This window comes from Pseudoalteromonas sp. OF5H-5, from assembly GCF_021530695.1.
Lineage (GTDB): Bacteria > Pseudomonadota > Gammaproteobacteria > Enterobacterales > Alteromonadaceae > Pseudoalteromonas.
Genome location: NZ_JAKGBF010000013.1, coordinates 86,766 through 111,545, shown reverse-complemented (window position 1 = coordinate 111,545; position 24,780 = coordinate 86,766). Strand labels below are relative to the sequence as shown.

At 46.1% G+C, this 24,780-nt stretch carries 8 protein-coding genes; 5 read left to right on the top strand and 3 right to left on the bottom strand.

Going from position 1 to position 24,780, the window contains the following annotated elements; all coding sequences use genetic code 11:
* Positions 1 to 1,239, top strand: a complete 1,239-nt coding sequence (locus L1271_RS18005) for an ATP-binding protein (RefSeq protein WP_235368450.1) — start codon at positions 1 to 3, stop codon at positions 1,237 to 1,239.
* A gap of 125 nt (positions 1,240 to 1,364) precedes the next feature.
* Here L1271_RS18005 and L1271_RS18000 read toward each other — a convergent pair whose 3' ends face one another.
* The 3 genes from L1271_RS18000 to L1271_RS17990 are packed head-to-tail and all read right to left on the bottom strand — an operon-like array spanning position 1,365 to position 6,170.
* Positions 1,365 to 2,567, bottom strand: a complete 1,203-nt coding sequence (locus L1271_RS18000; RefSeq protein WP_235368449.1) for an MFS transporter — start codon at positions 2,565 to 2,567, stop codon at positions 1,365 to 1,367.
* A 36-nt stretch (positions 2,568 to 2,603) separates the two neighbouring features.
* A complete protein-coding gene (locus L1271_RS17995) occupies positions 2,604 to 4,355 on the bottom strand; it encodes an ABC transporter ATP-binding protein (protein WP_235368448.1) in 1,752 nt (583 codons plus the stop codon).
* Entirely contained in the window at positions 4,356 to 6,170 is a 1,815-nt protein-coding gene (locus L1271_RS17990; protein ID WP_235368447.1) for an ABC transporter ATP-binding protein, read from the bottom strand.
* Positions 6,171 to 6,692: 522 nt separating this feature from the next.
* Between L1271_RS17990 and L1271_RS17985 the strand changes: the two genes are divergently transcribed.
* The 4 genes from L1271_RS17985 to L1271_RS17970 are packed head-to-tail and all read left to right on the top strand — an operon-like array spanning position 6,693 to position 24,746.
* The gene (locus L1271_RS17985) at positions 6,693 to 9,689 is read left to right on the top strand and encodes a salicylate synthase (protein WP_158299147.1); all 2,997 of its coding nucleotides are present in this window, start codon (positions 6,693 to 6,695) and stop codon (positions 9,687 to 9,689) included.
* Between the two features lie 3 nt (positions 9,690 to 9,692).
* A complete protein-coding gene (locus L1271_RS17980) occupies positions 9,693 to 19,445 on the top strand; it encodes a non-ribosomal peptide synthetase (RefSeq protein WP_235368446.1) in 9,753 nt (3,250 codons plus the stop codon).
* A complete protein-coding gene (locus tag L1271_RS17975; RefSeq protein ID WP_235368445.1) occupies positions 19,442 to 23,971 on the top strand; it encodes a non-ribosomal peptide synthetase in 4,530 nt (1,509 codons plus the stop codon). The genes L1271_RS17980 and L1271_RS17975 overlap by 4 nt, the downstream gene beginning before the upstream one ends.
* Positions 23,964 to 24,746, top strand: coding sequence for a thioesterase II family protein (locus L1271_RS17970; RefSeq protein WP_235368444.1), 783 nt, complete (start codon positions 23,964 to 23,966; stop codon positions 24,744 to 24,746). The genes L1271_RS17975 and L1271_RS17970 overlap by 8 nt, the downstream gene beginning before the upstream one ends.
* Positions 24,747 to 24,780 lie beyond the last annotated feature (34 nt).

The window sequence follows — 24,780 nt, the reverse complement described above, 5'->3', positions numbered from 1 at the left end:
GTGCTAAAACTATTGCTCAGCCTCTATTTGGCTGTGTTTACCAGCATTGTCGTTATTAACCAAGTGAGCGAAGCTATTTGGTCTCATTGGGTGCACTCCGCGCCCGATGAGTTACGACACGCAAAAGCAGTTGCTAATACGCTCAAAGCGAGTATTTCCTCACACAACTTACCCCAAGAGTCGGAAACCGTGAAAATACTCAACATGGACGATGTCGCTTGGCTTCCAGAGCAAGCCGGCACTTTAGTTCAAGGTGGTATTTTAACGAGCTTTGACGATGAAGGTAGCGCATGGCTGACTTTCAAAGTACCTGATTCAACATTACTGATGCAGCTAGGGCCATTAGCACCAGCCGCTTCAGCGGCCAATAAACAATGGGTCATCAAATTGCTTTCTTATGCCGTGCTCGCATTTTTACTTATGCTGTGGATACGGCCCTTGTGGCTTGATTTATTGCAACTGAGGTATATCACCGAAAATCTCACTCAAGGTCAACTGCCCAAAGCGACCCGACATTCCCGGTTTTCTGCTATTTCAAATTTAACCGAGCAGATCCGCGATTTGGCATCTCAAGTCGCAAGGCTAATTGAAAATCAAAAACTACTCGTTAATGCGGTTTCTCACGACCTGCGAACCCCACTTGCCAGACTCAAATTTGCTTTAGCCATGTTACCAGAGCAAAGCCGTGAGCAAGCAAACGATATGGCGGATGATGTGGTCGAAATGGAAGCCATGATTGATGAAATGCTAGCCTACGCACGGCTTGAATTTGAAGTAGATAAACTTGAGGTAACACCACTGGATCTTTGCGCGCTTGTCGACGACCAGATAAACAAACTCCGTAAGCTCACCGATAAACAAATAACTCTTAATAAAAAGAGCATGCAGGTTATCGTCTCAGGTAACGCTCACTACCTCTCTCGAGCCATTCAAAATATTGTGCAAAACGCCGATAAATACGGTCGCTCAAACATCGAAATTAGTCTTGAATGTGACAAAAGCAACGCTTATCTTCATATTGAGGATGATGGCGATGGGATCCCTAAATCTCAGTGGGAATCGGTTTTTATTCCCTTCTCTCGCTTAGATGAAAGTCGCAGTAAAGACAACGGTGGTTATGGCCTCGGGTTGGCTATCGTGCGTAAAATCGCCACTTGGCATCGCGGCAGTTGCCATGTTGGGTTTTCCGAACTTGGCGGCGCGAAGTTCACGCTGACTTTGCCCCGCGCTTCATCTTGAAACTCTGATCACACGCACACCTGCTGACCTATGTGCGTGTATTCAAGGCATATAGAAGTTGACGGACGCTACCCTAAGAGATAACAACGGCTAAAGAGCAAGTAACTATCCCGAATTTTGGGTGATTAAGCGCGAGTGCGAGCTGGGATCAGAGCGACTAATAATAGCATTCCTGCTATTAGCCCATACGGCAACCCAATCTCTATTTCATAAATAACAGTTCCAACAATCGGGCCAATTACAATACCCAGTCCTTGCGCCGCCGAAATCGTTCCGGCCGCCGCACCTTGCTCATCAGACTCCACCGAGTTGGCAGCCAAAGCAGAGACAGACGGATATATCCATCCCATACCAAAGCCAGCGACACCATAGCAAACCCAGAGCAAGATAGGCGCTGATGCAAAAATCGCAGACACAAATCCAGCGGCAGCGATGACTCCGCCGAATTGGATTAGCCGCGCAGGCTGCCATTCAAGCTTCTGGAGTGCTACTTGCGCGATAATCAGTGCCACACCAACAGTCGCAAGTGCAATCCCTGCAGCACGTGCAGTGTCAGCAGGGTCAAGCTGAAGCCTATCAAGGATAAAAAAGCCAACTGTGATCTGCGCAACAGCCACACTAAAAGCTGCTATAAAAGCCACGGTAACAGGTCGACGTAGCCTTACATCCGTTAAACGAACGCGATTGTTGCTGGGTTTTGCATGTCGTTCGTACCTTGGCAGTACCCGCCAAAGAACAATCAGGGCAATAAGGGGCAACATTGCGGAAATATACAAAGGCATACTTAAGCTAAAAGGCCCAAGTAGTCCAACAAACCCAGGACCAATCACCATACCAGCCGCACTTGACGCACCAATCCCCGCCATCGCTGCCGCGCGTTGTTTAGGCACAACATGATCCGCGACTAAAGCGGCGCAAGTCGCAGGTACCGCAGCATAAAACATCCCAGCGAATCCACGTCCAACCACTATGCCTGAAAATGCAAGCACGGGCACTAATGCGGTCTGCATCGCAAAGTCGATAAAGACTGCTAAAAATGCATAGCTAATGACAAAACCTGTAAGCCCAAAGAGTATCACCGGGCGCCGACCTTTTCGGTCACTAAGGCTTCCCCAGAACCGTGCCATAATAACCCAAGCAACTCCAGCAACTGTCATCGCCGCGCCAATTTGCCATGCTTTGAGCCCAATCACATGGGCAATAGGACCTGCTAACGCAGTAAACCCCATCACAGCCATAGTGCAAACAAATGTCTCAAACATCAGCGGCTTCAGGCTAAATGCATCACCCGCCTCTGGCATCCCCTCATTGCTGGCTAAATTAGTCATTTTGCTTCCTTTTGATGATGGCAATACAAACTCCTTTTACACAAATTGCATAGCCTGCGTATTCCAAAGATATGTATAGTGCCCCCTCTGCGCTAACAAGCGATGGTGACAACCCGACTCCACTACTTTACCTTGCTCAAGTACAATAATGTGATCAGCACCCTCTATACTAGAAAGCCGATGTGCAATGGTCACCACGGTACGATTGTGCAACAGGTTATTCATGGCGATGATTACCTCTGATTGAGTAATAGGATCAAGTGAGGCTGTGGCTTCATCAAGCAGTACAATAGGTGCATCTTTTAATAGTGCTCGGGCAATTGCAATACGCTGTCTTTGACCGCCAGATAGCAATAAACCACTATCGCCTACTCGGGTATTTATGCCATTTGGTAACGTATCAACAAACTCTAAGCAGTTAGCCGTTTTGCACGCGTCTTTTACTTCTTCATCACTGGCATCTAGCCGACCAATACGAATGTTTTCAACAATACTGGCATCGATTAACTGAATATCTTGAAACACCATACTAACTAACTGATGCACGCCCTTGGAGCCAATATCTTTAAGATCTAGGCCACCGATTTTCACACAACCTGAATTAGGGTCAAAAAAGCGGGCACACAAATTTAATAATGTAGACTTGCCACTACCAGATGCACCTACAATGGCCATTGTCGTGCCTTGTGGCACACAAAAACTCACATCATCTATGACCTTTTTAGCCCCGTGTTGAAACGATACTCGCTCAAACTCTATATCAAAATTGCTTGGTAATTGGGGGCTATCTGGCTCTACCAACACAGGCTCATTTAGAATAACCTCAAGCTTGCGCTCAGACTGCATAGCCAGACGTAAAACCGTTAGATATTCGCCAACTTCTTGAAGGGGTTCAAGTAGTTTGATTAGCAGCAGGGCAAATAGAATAGTGGTAAAATCTACGCCTGAAAAACGCTGCTCGGGTAAGGCTATGGCTAGCATTATCACAAACATACTGAGCACCATATTTAGCACTATGCGATAGGTTAATACGGGGCCGGCTCCCCACATTTCCACTTGTAGGCTATGCTGCTTTGTTTTCTCTAGCTGCTTGGCAAGATGGGACAACCATGTTTGTGCTTGGTCATATAACTTGAGGGTTTTTAACGCTTCAATATAATCGGTAATAGTGCTGGCACTTTGCCGATATGATTGCTGCTTAGCGCTAGCGACTTGCACAAACTTTCGTTTCGACACCTCCATTACCCAAAATGCTAAAGGCAATAGTATCAATGCACTAAGGGCATAAATAGGATTGATAAATAACATCACCACTAGACCAATCACAGGTGTCACCAAAGCAGAAATCAGATCGGGAGCGATATGGGAAAAAATACCTTCAATTTTCTTTATATCCTCAGTGAGCATTTCTAAAAACTCACTGCTATGGGTGCGTCGCACACGACCAAGAGGCAGATGTCGTACATGATTAATCAATTTAATACGATACGCATGAACAACCTGATAACTGCCGACAAAGCTCTGATACTGGCCTATATATGCACATATCAGTTGCATCACAAAGCAACAACCTAGCGCCATCAAATAATCCACAGGTGTTGAAAGCCAAGGCATCATTTTTGCCGTGGTTAAAAACTGCTGTTGTAGCCAGTGGAAACATAACAGCAGCGGTGCAATTGCCACACTACGTTCCAACACTCGAAAAACAACGCCAGTATAAAAGCGCCACTTGCCAGAGCTTGCATGCTCTATCACACGACCAATACTCAATAATGCTTGTCTGTCCATTTAAATCTCATAATGTATAGGTTGGAAATTTGACGAGTCTTTCATCGGACTTTGTTGCTCTCCTTCGCTTTGTTGTAGCAACCAGCTGTGACGATAATAATCACAATTCGACAACAATTCGCCATGAGTTCCCTGTGAGACAATTTTCCCCTCTTTCAAGACAAGGATCTGACCGATATTTTCAAGACCTAAATACTTGTGGGTGATCACCAAGAAAGTGGTGTTTGGATAGTACGTTTGAATAGCCTGATAGAATTTAGATTGTGTCACATTATCCATTGCGGCCGCAGCTTCATCTAAAATCACCAAAGGGGGCTCGGCCACCAAAGCACGTGCAATAGCAATACGTTGTTTTTCTCCCCCAGACAAATTTTGTCCGCGTACTTGTACCTGGGTTTCGAGGCCATCAGGCAATTGACTTATCCAAAGCTTTAGTTGAGCGACCATAATGGCGCGCTCTATCGCATCGGAGCTAATATGGTTACGGCCAAACAAAATATTGTCTCGTAGGGTACCCTCAAATAAATAACACTCTTGCGTCACCACACTCATAAAGTGTGATCGGACACTGTCACTCATTAAACACACATCCTGCCCGAATAGTTGCACTTTACCTGATGAAGGAGACAATAAACCACATGCCAACATCGCAAGCGTGGATTTACCATTACCAGATGCACCGACTATAACATTCAATGAATTGGGTACTAGCTTAAAGTGCACGCCCGCCAAAACCTGATGAGATTGGTAAGCAAAATCCACGTGATGAAACTGCATCAGCGGCAACCTTTTATCAACTTTAACAGGTGTGCTAGCTGAATTAGAAAAGCGCGCCATGTAGATAGGCGTGATCCGTTTAACGCCAGCTAGTAACTCGTTTGCTTCCATAAAAAAACGACTCACTTTGATGATTGGGTTAAGCATGCCAACAGCCAGTAATATACTTAAAATAACCTGCTCAGTAGTGACACTTTGCGCACTATGTAAACTAATCGCTGCGGGTAGCAAGCAAACAAAAGATCCACTCAGCAATGCGGTGTATAACGTCCAGCCAGGTACCGTTTGGCCGGTGAGTTCGAGTACCAACTTTTGGTATTGATCCAACTTTCGATTTAAAACGGCAAATCGTTTACTGTCTAAATTATATAGCTTCATCAACGGCATATTTTTAACGTAGTCACTTAGTGTCGTGGTCAAATCCTCTGACACAAGGCTAAACCGCTCGTACTGACCTGCTGTTTTATGCATAAATAAACCACTAACAAAAAATGCTAGCGGCACAACAACAACCGCACTGAGTGCAAGCCGCCAATCTATAAATGCGATCACCGTAAAGACGACACAAGGTGTAAGGATTGCGTTAAACAACTCAACACTTTGATGGGCTATAAAGTTTTCAATATGCTCAACATCTTGCAATATATTTTGTTTTAAAACGGCGGGGTTTTGAGCACTGAGCCATAGCAACGACATATTTGCCAATTGGGTTGCGAGTGTCATTCTAACTTTAGTGAGCGCCTTAGAAGAGACTTGGTGGCTGAAGTAATAGGCGCCCATAGCACACCCTGATTTCAATAAAATCGCGCCACAAATCCCTGCAGCAATCCATAACAATTGTTCAATCGAAGCCGATAAAGGATTAAGTAAGGCTTGAATAGAAAGAAATAACAAATACACAGGCACGATTTCAAGCAAAGTGACAAGCACCATTAGGCTAAAAGCTATCAACATTTTGCCTTTATAAGGTGCACAGATAGCAAAAATAATTGACCAGGGACTACAATGTCCCTCGGTTTCATGCGATTCAACACGCATATACCTACTCCTTTAAATGCGGTTAAAAATCTGTCGTATAAACTAACCCTAAGCGGTATTAAAATCGTGCAACAACGCAAATATGCTCTTGCCGATCCCATAGCTTTTAGAAATATCAGGTTTATATCAACCAAACGTGCAACTTGAACAGCAGAGTCAATCATTAAAGACTAGAACAAATACCTAGTTTGTATCTCTGGTTTATGCTGCCACTTTTACCACACCGTGATTTATCTAAGCGCAATAAAAAATAGCGCTAAGCCTATTGCAGCAACCCTGACAACGCTCCCCTTATCCGTTCAATATCCCCCAGATCGGAAATAAGTATAAGTTCTCTGATATCCACGCAAATTTTCCCGAAAAAATTACCGATAGGGGCATACAACAACTTTTTGGGGTGGGAACAAATTGTCCAAAAACATATTTTTTGGGCAAGAAAAAAAACTTCATGACAAATAACACTCGCAGTTGCCTCGACTCAAAAAATAAACCGCGACCGTGCTTCATAACCGGAGAACAATAGTGAAAACAACAACTGATACGCCAGTCCGACTGAAAGCTGAGCAAGACCTCTATATTGAAAAAAATATTTGGCAGCAACAAAGTCTTGGTTCCCTTGTCGCCGATTGGCGGTCTCAATTTTCAGATAACGTCGCCCTGATTGAAGGTGAAACTGAGCTCACTTACGCTCAATTTGAGCAACGCGTGATAGCGCGCCGTGCTGGATTTTGCAATATCGGCTTAAAAGCCGGCGACCACGTGATGATGCAATTGCCTAATTCTCTCGATTTTGTAATTAGTTGCTTCGCAATGTTCCAATTAGGTGTCATCCCAATTTTGGCCATGCCCGCGCAGCGTGAGTCCGATATTGTAGCGTTGTGTGAACTCAGTAACCCTGTAGCATACGTAGTGCCAAGCAGTTATTTGGGTCACGATTATATTGCCATGGCCCAACGTATTGTGTCCAAATGTTCAAGTATTGAGCATGTCTTGGTCACGAGTGATACACCAAGCGATACCCCGTATACATCCCTTTCTCAGTTAGACAGCACCGAGCCCATGCAGGTTTCTAATATTGATCCAACATCCACGGCACTCATGTTGCTTTCTGGTGGTACTACAGGTACCCCTAAACTTATTCCACGCAGTCACAATGACTATTACTTCAATGCCAAAGCTTCTGCCAAGCTATGTCAATTTGATGAGCAAACCACTTATTTAGCGGTTTTACCAATCGCCCATAATTTCCCTTTGGCATGTCCCGGGATCATTGGCACGCTTTGTCAGGGTGGAACAGTGGTGCTGTGTCCAACACCTGGGCCAGACGAAGCGTTTCCACTTATAGAACAACACAAAGTTACTCACACCGCTTTGGTACCCGCTTTAACGAAACTATGGCTTGAGGCTAAACAATGGGATGACACCGATATAAGTAGCCTGCAACTGCTGCAAGTGGGTGGTGCTAAATTCACTGCCGAGCAAGCGACACAAGTGCCTGATGTACTTGGTTGTCAACTGCAACAAGTGTTTGGTATGGCCGAGGGATTACTGTGCTTCACCCGCCTGGATGATCCGTTAAATGAAGTGATGCATACCCAAGGCCGCCCACTTTGCGACCTCGATCAAATACGCATTGTTGACGAACAAGGCAACCCCGTCGCTCGAGGTAGCGTTGGTGAGCTGCAAACCAAAGGTCCTTATACCATCGCGGGTTACTACAAAGCACAAGCACATAACCAAACAACCTTTACCGCCGATGGCTTTTACCGTACGGGTGATTTAGTACGTATGAACCAAGCTGGTAACCTAATTGTTGAAGGGCGGATCAAAGAACAGATTAACCGAGCAGGAGAAAAAATCGCTGTCGCAGAAATAGAACAACGCCTGCTCTCCCACCCCTATATTGATGAAGCCATACTAGTGCCCGTACCAGACGCATATCTTGGCGAACGTAGCTGTGCTTGCATTATTTCTAGTCAACCTGTTTCCCTCAGTGAGGTTTATCAACTACTGCAAGAACAGCAGGTAGCACGCTTTAAATATCCAGATCAAATCATTTCGCTCAGCTTTTGGCCACTCACTGCTATAGGAAAGATCAATAAAAAAGCACTAATAAAACGTGCTGAAGATGAGTATGTAGAGACCACCATGAATCAGTTAAAACCAATACCCTATGTTGAAAAAACCATCTCTGTCCAGTCAACTTTAGCGCAGTTAGCCCCGAGTATTTCTGAGCTCAGTAATCATCCATTTAAAGCCGTATACGAGTGTAAATCTGCTTGGTCTGTTGGCCTTGGCAAAGTAGCTGAACTGCACTCTAACGGCAACGAAATAATCTTACAACAAGGTGAAAAGACAAAACACTTTAATGGCAAGCCTTTTCCCGAGCTGATGGCGCAGGCCCTGCAAAGTATTCAATTCGAAAACTGGCGGTTATATGGCGTAGCTAAGTTTGAACTAGCCAGCGTATTTCACGGTATTCAAACACGCACTGAGCATGAAAAGTCTTTACAATTATTTGTGCCAAAACTAGAGGTACGCCTTGAAGCAAATAAAGCGACATTGCGCGCGTTGACTGAGGCTGACCTCAAAGCGCTTGAAACATTAGTGTTAAAAGCAGATACATCATGCGTACAAACGGAGAGTACGGCTGCCTTTAAGCCTCTAAAAACACCACAGATCAACACGCAATATAAAGATGAATATAAAACATCGGTTGCTAAAGCCATTGAAGAAATTTGCAACAGGCAATATCAAAAAGTGATCTTGTCTCGCCGTATTCATGTACCGGACAGCATTTGCTTGAATAAGAGCTTCCGCTACGGCCGTTTACATAATTCCCCTGCACGCTCATTCCTCTACCAGCTAAACGACTTTTCAATTGCAGGTTTCAGCCCAGAAACCCTACTCGAAGCCAGCAACAAGGGATATATCAGCACACAGCCTCTAGCTGGTACTCGCTCACTTGGTAACTCGCCACAAGAAGAGCAGCAGCTGCGAGAAGAACTTCTTAACGACACCAAAGAAATAGCCGAGCACGCTGTATCAGTAAAATTAGCCCAAGAAGAATTGGAGCAAATATGTGAACCCAGTTCAATTTCGGTAAGTGAATTTATGGCTGTGCGCCGTCGCGGCAGTGTACAACACCTAGCCTCTCGCGTCTGCGGTCAACTAAGTAATGGTAAAAACCCATGGCATGCATTTCAAGCGCTCTTCCCTGCGGTTACGGCGTCAGGGATCCCAAAACGTGAGGCCATAGAAGCCATATTGCGCCTTGAACCAAATAGCAGAGGTTGGTACAGCGGCTGTGTAATGATTGTAGATAATGACGGGTTTATGGACTCAGCTTTAGTGCTGCGTTCAATTTATCGCGCCAATAACAGTACATGGCTACAAGCTGGCGCTGGTGTCATTGATCAATCTAAGCCTGAGCGTGAATTGACAGAAACCATCGAAAAACTCAGTTGCATCGCCAACTACCTAATTGATGAAAAAACGTTAGAAGAGGCGCAGGGCTAACACATGGCACAGGTAAAGACCCCCCTAAATAAGAAACAGCTGTTAAAACATGTACAAGCGTTTGTGCAAACACCGCTTGAAGACAAGCTAGATGCCAACCTTATTGAACTTGGCTTAGACTCAATGCATATGATGCGTTTGGTCAATCAGTGGCGAAAACAAGGCGCAAAAGTGACCTTTTCAAAACTGATTGAACAACCAGTTCTTAGCGACTGGATAACACTTTTATGCACGCAAATTGATACTGATGTCGAAGTTACTGAAGCCCCTAAACTACCCGATATAGATCCCTACGCAGAGTTTGAGCTCACTGACGTGCAATATGCCTATTGGATTGGTCGCCAAGATGAGCAAGAGCTTGGTGGCGTCGGTTGTCACGCCTATCTGGAAATAGACAATCAAGACATCGATCCAATTAGGCTCGAACAATCTTGGCATGCACTTTATCACTATCATCCCATGCTACGTGCGCAGTTTACTGAGTCTGGTACCCAGCAAGTGCATTCATCGCTACCCACTCCGGGGCTTGCAATTAACGACTTTAGGTCACTAACTCTTGATGAGGCAACTAAAGCGGCAGAACAAATCCGCAGCCGTCTATCACACCGAAAATTAGGTATTGAGTATGGTCAAACCCTAGGGCTGGAATTGAGTTTACTTCCCGAAGGAAAATGTCGGATCCACTTTGATGTAGACCTACTGATCGCTGACGTGCAGAGCTTAAATATCTTATTAAAAGATCTTGCGGTGCTTTATCATGGCGGTACACTCAACACGGATCCACACTGGAGCTTCGCAAAGTATCTAGCGTTTGAAAATGCACAAAATAAAGATAAGTTTGAAGCAGACAAAGCTTATTGGCAAACGCGTTTAGCAACCCTACCTTCGGGCCCACAGCTTCCCCTTCGTTGCGACCCTCGAACGATCACTCGACCAACATTTTCTCGCCGTTTGCACACCTTGAGCCAGTACCAGTGGAAGACGCTTAAAAATACCGCACAACAGCATCAAGTGACGCCCGCTATGTTGCTCGTCACTAGTTATGCGTACGTACTTGCCAAATTTAGTGCCGAGCAGAAATTCACGCTGAACTTACCTCTTTTTGATCGCAAAACTCAGCACCCAGGCATTGAAAACATGGTTGCCGACTTCACCAATCTATTGCTTTTAGATTGTGATTTTAGTGAAGCAAAAGGTTTTATTGATCATACGAAAGCAATACAAAGCCAGTTTCACCAAAACGTTGCACACAGTGATTATTCCGCAGTTCAAATCCAACGCGATTTAGTAAAACACGGTTATGCACAGGGTGTGAGCGCACCTATCGTATTTGCCTGTAACTTAGGCACCCCACTTCTGTCGCAACAAGACACGGTATTAGGTCAATTTAACTATATGATCTCGCAAACGCCGCAAGTGTGGTTAGACCATCAAGTCTATGAAGTCGATGAAGGTTTGATGCTGGCATGGGATGCTGTGGATGAGATTTTCCCAGAGTCGCTAATTGATACTATGTTTGCAAGCTATGTTGCATTACTTGAAAACCTAGCGGCAAATAGCAGTGCATGGCACGCATTACATCTTATTGACCTGCCAGAGTATCAGCAAATCCAACGCAAAGCAGCCAATAACACCGTCGCACCTTATACCCCACATACATTGCATGAAGCATTTTTTAGAGGTGCTCAGGTACACCCAGATAAGACTGCATTAATATTCAACACCGAACGGTTAAGCTATCGCACCGTCGCTGAAAAAGCGCTACGCATAGCCGCTTATTTGAAGCAACAAGGGCTGAATAGTGCAGAACCTGTAGCCGTAACATTACCCAGAAGCGCTGAGCAGATCATAGCGATACTTGGAATACTGGCAGCCGGTGGCTGTTATGTGCCTATAGGACCTCACCAGCCTCAATCACGGCGAGAAAAGATCCATCGCACCGCAGAGGTCAAGCTAGCAATTGCTATTGGTGACGATCCAGAACATGACCCAGCAGTAAAATGTATTGATATTCAACAAGCGCTTTTAGCTGAGCCACTAGAATCAGCTGTTATCAAAGACCCTGCAAATCCCGCCTATATCATATTCACATCGGGCTCTACAGGTGAACCCAAAGGGGTTGAAATGAGTCATCAGGCCACTGCCAATACCATTTATCAGCTCAATAAAGACTATCAAATTGGCCAAGATAGCTGTGCGCTCGGGGTTTCAGCGCTTGATTTTGACCTTTCTGTATATGATATTTTTGGTTTGTTAAGTGTTGGCGGACAGCTAGTCGTTATTGATGAGCAGCAGCGCCGTGATGCACAAGCATGGCTTGAGCTGGTACATCAACACAAGGTAACTATTTGGAACTCTGTTCCGATATTGCTAGATATGCTTTTGACCACGGCGGAACAAGATAGCCGCCAACTGCACTTTGAGCAGGTGATGTTGTCTGGTGATTGGATAGGCTTAGACCTTCCTCCTCGGCTACAACATATCAGCGCCACCAATCCACCTATTATTGCAATGGGTGGCGCAACAGAAGCAGCTATTTGGTCAAACCGGTGTGAAGTTCGCTCACCACTGCCACTGCATTGGCACTCAATCCCATACGGTAAACCTCTGCCAAACCAAAAGTATCGCGTTGTTGATAAGCACGGTCAAGATTGCCCAGATTGGGTTCCTGGTGAGCTATGGATCGGCGGTATTGGTCTAGCAACTTGTTATCGTGGTGATAGCACGCAAACGGCGGCACGCTTCGTTGAACAACATGGCGAGCGTTGGTATCGCACTGGCGACCAAGGTCGTTACTGGCCTGATGGCAACCTCGAGTTTTTAGGACGCATCGATCATCAAGTTAAAATACGCGGGCATCGTATTGAGTTGGGTGAAATTGATACAGCCCTTGCCAATATTAATGGTGTTCAGCGCGCTGTTACCGTGACCATTGGCGAGCCTAAGAGCCTAGCGAGTGTTGTGGTTTTAGCTGCTCAAAGCACGTTAGACAGCGCCGCCATACAACGCCAATTACACAAGCTACTGCCAGATTATATGGTGCCAAGCCATATCGAATTTGCACCGCAGCTGCCACTCAGTGGCAATGGTAAAATAGACCGAAAAGCACTTGTCAACCAGCTGGCTGCCACGCAGCAGCAGTGTGCGTTGAGTTTAACCGCGCCGCAAACAGACAACGAAAAATGCCTTGCCAATATATGGCGGTCTTTACTGGGGGTTGAGCAAATCGGTCAGCAAAGCCATTTCTTCGAGTTAGGTGGAGATAGCTTAATTGCGACTCAGCTTATTGCAAAGCTCAAACAACAAGGTTTGGCATCTCCAAAACCACTGCCCGACTTATTCTCATCTCCTCAATTAAGCGCCTACGCAGCGCGTTTAGAAAGCATCGCGCCGATAACAAAACTCGAAATAGTGGCAGATCTAGATAATCGTTATGCACCATTCCCTCTCACCGAGGTACAACGTGCTTATTGGATGGGCCAAACACCGGGATTGCCGCTTAACTGCAGCACTTTGTATTTGCTAGAGTTGGAGGGAGAAAATGTCGATATTCAACGTATGGCAAAAGCTTGGGACCAACTGGTTGAGCACCATGAGATGCTGCGAGCAGTGATCACACCAGACGGTCAGCAACAACTGCTGTCTCATTTACCTGCGGTGTCTATTGCACAAGTGAGCTTGAAATCAGAAACCAATAATCACGCCAATGCTGCTCGGGATCATCTCCACCAGTTTTGGCGTAGAGTTTGTGAACAGGCGCTACAAAGCCACGACCAAAATGAGTCAGTGACGTTACCTAATCACCGTATTTGCGCCGTAAATTATGGTACTAATAAGACCCGTTTAGGGATCATTTTTGATTACTTAACGCTCGATGGATTTAGTATTAAATTGCTGCTAGATCAGCTTGCAAGCCTTTATAACGATCCCGCTTATCACTTGCCTGAGATTAATGTTTCGTTTAGAGACTACGTGATCCAAGTGCAACACAATGATGCAGAGCGTATAGCTGCACAAGCATACTGGCGAGAACAGATTAATATCTTACCACCTGCGCCACAATTACCACTGGCACAAGACCCACAAAATATTACTCAGCCTGAATTTGTGCGCCGCGAAGCACAGCTAGATGCGACTACTTGGCAAGCACTTAAAAATAAAGCGAGATCCTATGGCATTACCCCTTCAGTACTACTATTAACGGCCTACAGCAATGTGCTGAGACGCTGGAGCGAAGGTGATCACACGCTCAATTTAACCCTGTTTGACCGCCAAGACGTGCACGAGGATATCAATAAAGTGTTTGGTGACTTCACCACATTAGCCCCCATCGCATTTCGTAAAAATATTGGTAACTCATTATTGGTACAAGCGCAGGAAGCGCAGCTGCAAATTGCACAGGCTATTGAACACAAAGCAATTTCATCCATTTGGATCCAGCGCGAGCAAGCTCGCCATAGCACACTCACATCAGCAGCGCTGCCTGTGGTATTTACCAGCACCTTGGGTCTTGGTGGCGGCTTGTTTGAAAACTCAAACGGCGATTTCCCCAAGATTGTACCTGGAGGTTTATCACAAACACCGCAAGTTTGGCTCGACCATCAATTATACGAATTTGATGGTTCACTTATTCTATCTTGGGATGCGGTGGATGCACTTTTCCCAGCCGGTATGATTGATGACATGTTCAACAGCTATGTTGGTGCGCTTGAAAGGCTGTGTCATAGCAGCTGGGAAGAGGAGCTGTCCTTACCATTACCTGATGCACAAGCGCATACACGTCTCGCGGTAAATCACACCGAACGCCCACAAACACCACGCACTTTGCACCATGCTATTTTTGCGCACGCACAGCAAAACCCCGGCGACATGGCACTGGTATTTGAAAACTCGCATGTCAGTTATGCACAGCTATGTGAGCAAGCGCTCTGTATTGCAGCGCTATTGCAGCAACATCAGCTCGAACCAGCAGAACCTGTTGCAGTCACTTTGCCACGTGGCATAAATCAAATTGCGGCTATTTTGGGAGTTATGGCTGCGGGCGGCTGTTACGTGCCAATCGGGATCCATCAGCCTGCGAGTCGTCAGGCAAAAATACATCGTATAGCAGGGATCCGATTAGTGCTTACTGACTGTGATCACTTAGAAGTCGAATCCATCGAGTCAGTGATAAGGTTGGACGTGGCTACAGCAAGTACACCACAAGCAATGCCTATAGAAGTATCACCAGAGCAGCCTGCATACATTATTTTTACCTCGGGCTCGACTGGTGAACCAAAAGGGGTGGAAATGTGCCATCAGGCAACCGCAAACACCATAGATCAAATCAATCAACTCTATAAAATTGATAAACATAGCTGTGTATTAGCAGTGTCTGCAGTGGATTTCGACTTGTCGGTATACGATATCTTTGGCTTACTCGGTGTGGGGGGCCAAGTTGTGTTGCTCAGTGATGAAAACCGCCGCGATGCCAGCGAATGGTTACAGCTCGTGCACCAACATAATATCACTGTCTGGAACTCTGTACCCGTCCTGCTGGATATGTTGCTCATCGTTGCAGAGCAAGATGACAGGCAACTGCCTTTCAAACAAGTGATGTTGTCAGGTGATTGGATTGGCCTAGATATTCCACCGCGTTTACAAGCCAAAAATAAAGCCGAAGTTCCACTTATCGCTATGGGTGGCGCAACAGAAGCAGCTATTTGGTCGAATTTCTGTGAGGTAAAGGGCGACATTCCAGCTCACTGGAACTCCATTCCTTACGGTAAACCACTACCGAACCAAACCTACCGTGTCGTCGATGCCTACGGACGCGACTGCCCAGATTGGGTTGCAGGTGAGCTATGGATAGGTGGTGCAGGCCTTGCTAGTGCGTATCGGGGAGATCAAAAGCTCACAGCTGAGCGCTTTGTCAACCACGAAGGTACTCGTTGGTATCGTACCGGCGATAGAGGTAGATACTGGCCAGATGGCAACCTTGAGTTCTTAGGGCGTATAGATCACCAAGTGAAAGTACGCGGTCATCGTATTGAACTGGGTGAAATTGATACGGCTCTCGCCCGTATTAAAGGCATTTCTCGTGGAGTGGTATTAACCATTAGCGAGCCTAAAATGTTGGTTGCTGCACTGGTAATGGATGAAAGCACGGAACTGGATCTCGATGCAGTAAAAACAGAACTTGCTCTTTCTTTGCCAGATTATATGGTACCGAGTCACTTCTTAGCCTTAAATGCACTGCCACTAAGCGCTAATGGGAAAGTAGATAGAAAACAACTTGCTACCCAGTTTGACGACCAACTTAGCGTTGAAGTAGCTGTAACAGCGCCACAAACAGATAACGAACTTCAAGTTGCACAGCTTTGGAAAGACTTACTTGGGGTTGCCAATGTTGGCCTAGAAAGCAGCTTTTTTGCACTCGGTGGCGATTCGCTGGTCGCGACCCAATTCCTAACTCAGCTCGCCCAACAAGGGTTGTCGACCAAGCAACCTTTACGCACTTTGTTTGCCAGCCCAACGCTTGGTGCATTTGCAGCAACACTTGAGATGCATGAAGCCACACAGTGCAAGCAAATTGTAGCTAGACCAGAACATCAGTTTGAACCATTTGCACTGACTGAAGTACAAAGTGCTTATTGGTTAGGCCAAACCCCGGGCTTCCCGCTTAATTGCGGCACTCACTACTTACTCGAACTCGATAGTTTAACGCTTGATACCGAGCGAATGATGCTCGCATGGAAAAAGCTGTATGCACGCCATGATATGTTGCGCGCCCAAGTGAGCGATAATAACCAACAGGTTGTGTTGCAGCACAGCGTCATACCAAAATTGGATATCGATCCAATGACTTACACCTGTTTAGACCAAGCACGAACGCAAATTCACGCATGGTGGCAAACTAAAAATAGCCAACATTTACATGATGCGATAACGATTAAAGTTGCAAGATATCAAGCGGGTGAAACTGAGCGTACGCGTCTTGCTTTGATGTTTAACTACATGACATTAGACGGCTATAGCATCATGCTGTTATTGCGCGAATTCGCTGCTTTATACCAAGCGCCAGATACTGAGCTAACGCCACTTTCCTCAACCTTTAGAGACTATGTCACCCAAGTTCAACATAGCCAGCAAGCCATAGATGAAGCCCAAGCATACTGGCAAGAACGTTTATCTACCTTGCCGGATGCTGCGGCACTACCACTGGCACAAGATCCACTGCAAATTGAACACAGCGAATTCTCTCGCCGCAGTGCAAGATTGCCAAAAGCCAAGTGGCAAGCCATTAAACAAGCGGCTCGCTCGCAAAATGTAACACCAAGTATTTTAGTGCTGAGTGCCTATGCGGAAGTACTCAGTCAGTACAGTGGTGGCCATCCACATACCTTAAATTTAACTCTATTTGATCGTCAAAATGTACACCCAGAAGTTGGCAGTATTGTTGGTGATTTTACGTCTCTGGCCCCCCTTGCTTACCACCCTGATGAGCACATCACAATTGCTCAACATGCAAAGCAACTACAAGAGCAACTTGCTGATGTACTTGATCACCGAGCAGTCTCATCTGTGTGGGTGCAAAGAGAGCGCAGCCGAACTATGGGGCGCACCGCAGCTGCATTGCCCATTGTCTTTACCAGTACATTAGGAATGGCTGACGACTTACTGGCAGACTCTTTCAATGAAGATTTACCACAATTTACCGATGGCGGATTGTCAGCAACTCCACAGGTTTGGCTTGATCATCAAATGTATGAGTTCAAAGGTGAGCTAATTCTATCTTGGGATGCCGTAGAAGCACTGTTTCCAGCTGAGTTGCTAGACAATATGTTTAGCCGTTTCTTAACATTACTGGACGAAGTATCCATTTCAACGGATACAGCATTTAGCCACGCATTACCCAAATCTCAACAGTTGGTGCGAGACCGAGTAAACAGCACCTACGCTGAACAAACGCCTCGTACTTTACACCAGGCTATGTTTGACTATGCCCGTCAGCACCCCGATACCGTTGCGCTGATAGCTGATGATCAAATAGTAACCTATGGCCAATTGGCAGATAAAGCACTGCGTATCGCCCACTTACTTACTCAACGAGGATTATCGCTAAGTGAAGCGGTGGCAGTGAGCTTGCCAAGAGGGGTAGATCAGGTTGCTGCCGTATTTGGCATTATGGCCGCTGGAGGCTGCTATGTGCCAATTGGTATTCATCAACCCACCAGCCGTCAAGCGAAAATTCATCGCACTGCGGGGATCCGTTGGATACTTACGAACGAAGCACACATCAACCAAGACGTTGAGCAGGGTGTCACTCGCTTCAATGTAACGGATGCAGAGGACTTTACGCCACTGGCAACCCCCTTGACAGTAGCAACAGATGCACCCGCATATGTGATCTTTACCTCAGGTTCTACCGGTGAACCCAAAGGGGTCGAAATGTGTCATCAAGCGACTGCAAATACCATTGACCAGCTAAATCGACACTATGCTATCAACAGCAATAGCCGAGTACTTGCTGTTTCTGCATTGGATTTTGATCTCTCGGTATACGATCTATTTGGCTTGTTAAGCGTTGGCGGCAGTGTTGTATTACTCAATGAGGCAAGCCGTAGAGACGCAGCTACGTGGCTTGAACTAGTGCATCAACATCATGTCACTACTTGGAATTCAGTGCCGATATTGCTCGACATGCTACTGGTCGTTGCTGAAAACGATGCACGCCCACTGCCATTTTCGCAAGTGATGCTATCGGGTGATTGGATTGGCCTAGATTTACCGCCAAGATTACAAGCCAAGACTCACTCACAGATCCCATTAATTGCCATGGGTGGTGCCACTGAAGCAGCCATTTGGTCAAACAGCTGTGAGGTAAAAGGTGAGTTGCCTGAACATTGGTCATCTATTCCATACGGTAAACCGCTCCCGAACCAAACATATCGTGTGGTAGACCCATGTGGCCGTGATTGTCCAGATTGGGTTGCAGGTGAACTGTGGATCGGCGGTATGGGCCTTGCCACTGCCTATCGAGGAGACAAAAAACTTACAGCTCAGCGCTTTGTGATGGCTGATGGTAAGCGTTGGTACCGCACGGGTGACCGCGGTCGTTACTGGCCGGATGGCAACCTCGAGTTCTTAGGCCGAATTGATCACCAAGTTAAGGTTCGCGGACATCGCATTGAGCTTGGTGAAATCGACGCCGCCTTGGCTCAGGTTAAAGGCTTAAATCGCGGTGTAGCACTAACAATTGGTGAGCCGAAAAAGCTGGTTGCTGCCTTTGTTAAGGAAGCCCAAGCCACGCTAGATACACAGGTTATTACTGCACAACTGGAACAGCAACTTCCAGAATACATGGTGCCCAGTCATTTATTAGAACTTGAGACATTACCGCTAAGCGCCAACGGTAAAATTGACCGAAAGCAATTGCTCAATGAATTTATGGCATTGGAGCTAAAGCAAGCTGAGTTCGAGGCGCCTGAAGGTGAGCTTGAAGAACAGCTTGCAAAAATCTGGCAATCACTTTTAAAACGCCCTCAGCTCTCTCGCCACGACGACTTTTTTGCCATAGGTGGTGATAGCTTGAGCGCAACACAGCTTATCCAAACACTGCAACAACAACACATTATTCCAACATCTGTGTCACTTACAGCACTATTTAGCGCCCCAAGTATTGCCAGCTTCGCTAATGCCATAACACAAGCTTGGCGTGACCTAAGCGGCACAACCTCTGACACAGATGAACTATTTGAAGAGGGTACATTATGACAATCGCCAGTATTATCGCTGACTTCGAAAGCCGCGGCGTTTACCTGTGGGCCGATCAAGGCAACTTAAAATTTAAGGCCCCTGCTGGAGTAATGACAGCAGCACTAAAAACACAATTACAAGACAACAAAGCAGCGCTTATCGACTATTTAAGCGACCCTGTAATGGCAGCTATAGAGCCTAATTATGCAGACCGCTATCAGCCGTTTCCACTAACCGATTTACAGGTCGCTTACTTAGTTGGCCGTAACAATGCCGTTGAGTATGGTGGTGTTGGCTGTCATAGTTACATTGAGTTGGACCTACCGAATATTGATGCAAAACGCCTGCAAACGGCTTGGCACAAGTTAGTTGAGCGCCACGATATGCTACGCGCTATTATCAACCTTGATGGTACTCAACAAATTATCGCACAGGTTACGCCAAAAGCGATCCGCGTGCATGAGTTTGCAGCGCTTGACCAGCAAACTCGTCAGCAAAAACTATTAGACCTGCGTGAACAGTTGGCTCACCGCCACTATCAACCGGATAAATGGCCACAATATGATTTACACCTTAGCCACACCGGTGAAGGGTCAATTCTACATTTTTCTATCGACTTACTTATCGCCGATTTTGCTAGCATTCAAATTATGCTCGCCGAACTCGGTGAATTATATAACCATCCAGAGCGTGCTCTTGCGCCTTTGGGGGTTTCGTACCGAGATATTGTCATTGCACGCAAAGCCTTGTTAGAGCACCCTAAAACAGCACAGCGCTATGAACAGCACAAAGCCTATTGGCTAGAGCGCATTAAAACGCTACCAGCCCCTCCCGAACTACCGAGAGCAAAAAGTACGGGCAACGAGGAAAGCGTCGCATTTTCTCGCTTGAATTTTAAGTTAGATCCCACCCTTTGGCGGCGCCTTGGCGAGCGAGCAGCAAGACACAAACTAACACCTTCTAGCCTTGTATTAGCCGCATTTACAGAAGTAATTGGACGCTGGTCTCGCCATCCTAATTTTTGTTTAAACCTCACTATGTTGAATCGCGCCAATGTGCACCCAGATGTCCGTGGCGTGGTTGGCGACTTTATCGCAGTAAACGTGCTAGGGGTATCGCCAGATCCGCAAGCGGGTTTCGCCAAGCGGGCAAGTCAGTTACAGAAACAACTTTGGCGTGATTTGGAACACAGTGACTTTACTGGCGTTGAAGTATTACGAGCTATGAACCAAATACAGCAAAGCAATACCATAGTACCAATTGTCTATACTAGCACCCTTGGTTTATCAGGTGATGAGTTAGACAGCAACCAATTTATGCATGATGCACAGTTGCGTTACGGAATTACTCAAACGCCGCAAGTCTGGCTTGATTGTCAAGCAACGGAGCGCAATGGAGAGCTGATCGTAGATTGGGATATCCGTCAAGGGATTTTCCAAGCCGGTGTGATTGAGCAAGCACATCAAGCATTTTGTGAACTATTACACGAGCTGGCTAATAATGAAGCACTATGGCAGTCCACCAGCCCGGTGAGTTTACCAAAGCAAACGCAAGTACACATCACCGCGCTAAACGACACCAAAACAGAACAAGCTAGAGGATATTTGCACTCTGGATTTGCACGACATGTTCTAGATACCCCAGATCAAATTGCGGTGATCGACCAAAACGGCGAAATGAGTTACCAACAACTTGCACAGTTGGCACTTCAAATCAGGCTCACCTTTGTCGACTCGGTAAAACCGAACGACCATATTGCAATCGTATCAGACAAAAGCACACAACAAATTGCAGCAGTGTTTGCTGTATTGTTTGCCGATTGTGTGTATGTACCTATTGAGGCAAAACACCCGCTTGCTCGTCAGCAATCAATCATCGCTAACTCAGGTGCCAAAATCGTACTCACAGAGTTGCAATATGCTAACCTAGACTTTGGCTCTGATGTCACTGTTATTGCATTTGATCAATTACTACCGGCTATTCCGCAGCAGGACCTTCAAGGTTTATTGGAAATATTCACGCAACGTCGACAGCAGCAAATTTTTGTCGAAGCGCCAGCTTATGTAATATACACCTCCGGTACGACAGGTCAGCCAAAAGGGGTGCAGCTATCACACGGCGCAGCACTGAATACCGTGCTGGAGATTAATCGCCTGTATGATGTCAACTCGAAAGATAAAACCTTAGGACTGGTGAGCTACGGCTTTGATCTCTCAGTTTGGGATATCTTTGGCACTCTCTCAGCAGGGGCGACTCTGGTATTACCAGCTCAAGAGCTACGGGGAGATCCAAACCACTGGCATCAAGTGATCGCCAAGCACCAGGTCAGTCTGTGGAATTCCGTACCTGCGCAAATGCAAATGCTGATGACCAGTTTGCCATGGGCGGAAGATCAGACGCTCAGTACACTTAGGTTAGCCATGCTCTCTGGCGATTGGATCCCCGTCCAACTCGCACAGCAAGTAATCCAACAACTGCCTCATATTGACTTGATCAGCCAAGGCGGCCCTACAGAAACCGCGATTTGGTGTGTCCAGCACACTGTCAAAAACATCGCGGATGATGCTGCTTCAGTACCATATGGTAAGCCACTAGCAAACCACCAAATTCACATTTTAAATGACCGACTAGAGCCTTGCCCAACTTGGGTCACCGGCGAAATGTATATTGCAGGTGATGGTTTGGCATTAGGGTATTTAAACGATAAACAAAAAACTGCTGAGCTATTTATTAAACATCCACAAACAGGTGAAAGGCTTTATCGCTCTGGCGATTTGGGCTGCATTATGGATGACGGCATCATTGCCATTCAAGGGCGCGAAGATGGCCAAGTCAAAATCAATGGTCATCGTATTGAGTTGGGTGAAATAGAGTCAACTATTGCCGCACATCCAGCTGTAAAAGACGTCGCGGTGGTCAATCTATCTACTGATGGTAACTTAGCTGCGGCACTGGTTGTCAAAGAAGTAACCGATAGCGAAATCATGTTCACTGAATTGGGCACCTTACTTAATGACAAGTTGCCTAAATACATGTTACCGACGCATTTCTTTACCTTAGACACACTTCCTCTTAGTCAAAACAGTAAAGTTGATAGAAAACAGCTTAGAGTACAACTGACGCAATTACAGCAGCAACTGGCAACACAATATGAAGCACCATTTGACAATCATGTTGAGCAAATCGTGGCGCAAATCTGGCGTGATTTACTCAACGTGACGGAGGTATCGCGCCACGATGACTTTTTCCAACTTGGTGGTACCAGCTTAAATGCCATCAACCTGCTAAGCGCATTTCTAGCAGCCGGCTTTGATGCAGATATTGACCTGATTTTCAATCATGCCGTATTCAGCGAAATGTCCGAAGCACTGGCAAAAGCAAATGAAGCAAAACAAGCATGGCTTGAGAGTATTGATTTAAACAGCATGGCTACTGAAGCACTCGAAGACCTTGCTGATGCCCTACCGTATGATTCGAATTCCGAACCAAAAACCCTATTATTGACTGGCAGCACGGGGTATTTGGGTAGCTATGTTTTGCGCGAAATATTGGATACTACGGATTATCGTATTCTATGCTTGATGCGCTGTGATGATATTCAGCATGGATTCTCACGCTTGGAGCAGGCCGCTGCAGAAAAAGGCCTGCCTACAGCTATACCTCACGAGCGTATTCAGATAATCAGCGGTACGATGTCCGAGCCTTACTTTGGTTTAAGCAATACAGACTATCAAGCTCTAAGTGCACAAGTGGATGTGATAGTTCACAATGCATCGATCATTAACCTCATGGATCCGCTTTCTGCTCTTTACCCAACCAACGTCGAAGGCGCCCGTGAAATTATCCGCTTAGCAAGCTCGCATCAAGTGAAGCCAGTGCATTATATTTCTACTATCGGAGTACACCACGCGTTACCAAGTGATGTACCTCAGCCTGTGGTAGAACATACCCAAGTGGTGCCATGGCGTGAAGTGGAGTTAACGTATGAGCAGTCAAAAATTATGGCTGAAACCTTATTTACTGAAGCGAGAAGACACGGCGTACCAGTCAATATTTTACGTCCCGGAACCATCACTTGGGCAACCACAGAAACACCCTTTATTAATGATGATGCATTCTTAAAATTTTATCGTGCTTGCTTGAATATTCACGCCTATCCTGCGTCCGAGCTGGCGGTAAACATTGTTCCCGTAGACTATGTGGCAACCTGCATCACGGCCATAGTGAAAGGTGCGACGGGCCAAAACAGTAACTTCCACTTAGTGTCAGACCAAAGTACCGATGTTGCACAGATCTATAATTGGTTTAACGAACTCGGTTGCGATATTCAACCACTTGATTTTATAACATGGAAAGACAAACTCAATGACAACTTTGTGCGCAGCTTTGTTGAGCTTTACTTCAAGCAAGGTATGGACTCAGGTGGTCACCACCAATACGCCACAGATAACCTAAAATCCATATTGGCCCAATTCAGTCTCCCAAACTTTGCGGTCAGCCGCGATTACCTCAAGCCACTTACACAGAAGTACAACAATGCTTAATACCACATACACCAACAACAGTGCCTGTTACCGCATTTTTAAAGCACGCCCCAATGCCTCTAAACGGTTAATCATTTTGCCTCATGCAGGGGGCAGTGCAAGCTACTTTCGTCACTGGGCTAATATCGCCGACTCAGATTTAGAAGTCGTGGTTGTACAATATCCAGGTCGTGAAAACCGCATGGCTGAGCCTTTGATTTCGGACATGGATCGTTTGGTCGGCAACTTGGCCACTGGTCTTAAAGCAATACTCAACAAGCCTTATATCTTGTTTGGACATAGTATGGGCGGCGGTATCGCTTACGAACTTGCCATGCGCATTCAGGCCTATCGCTATCCGCCTCCAACTCAACTGGTGGTGTCTGCTGTTGAAGGACCTAGTTGCCACCATGCGACCGAAGTACACAAGGCCCCTGATGAAGTCATGCTTAATGAGCTTAAACGTCTCAATGGTACGGAGGTTGATCTCAATGCCCTTCCAGAGCTACTAGAGATGATGTTGCCGTTGCTGCGCAATGATTACCAGTTAATTGAGACTTATCAACCAAACCTCAATGCACCAAAATTGCAGCTTCCAATCACCGTGATGCTCGGGTCAACTGATACCGAGCTCACCTACGAAGAAGCCCAAGCCTGGCAACAAGTGAGTAGTCAGCCCATCAACATTGAGGTCTATGAAGGTGGCCATTTCTACTTAGCCAATCATGTTGAGGCTATTTTGACCCATTTGGGCACGCTGTTCCCAGTGCAAAAAACATGGTTGTGTGCACCTTAGTAACCAACCCCCTTGAGGATAAAGTTTGTTCAAA

Bases quoted from the DNA above. Each gene is read 5' to 3' on its own strand.
- L1271_RS17995 (WP_235368448.1), bottom strand. From the start codon at position 4,355: ATGGACAGACAAGCATTATTGAGTATTGGTCGTGTGATAGAGCATGCA.
- L1271_RS17975 (WP_235368445.1), top strand. From the start codon at position 19,442: ATGACAATCGCCAGTATTATCGCTGACTTCGAAAGCCGCGGCGTTTAC.
- L1271_RS17990 (WP_235368447.1), bottom strand. From the start codon at position 6,170: ATGCGTGTTGAATCGCATGAAACCGAGGGACATTGTAGTCCCTGGTCA.
- L1271_RS17970 (WP_235368444.1), top strand. From the start codon at position 23,964: ATGCTTAATACCACATACACCAACAACAGTGCCTGTTACCGCATTTTT.
- L1271_RS17980 (WP_235368446.1), top strand. From the start codon at position 9,693: ATGGCACAGGTAAAGACCCCCCTAAATAAGAAACAGCTGTTAAAACAT.
- L1271_RS18000 (WP_235368449.1), bottom strand. From the start codon at position 2,567: ATGACTAATTTAGCCAGCAATGAGGGGATGCCAGAGGCGGGTGATGCA.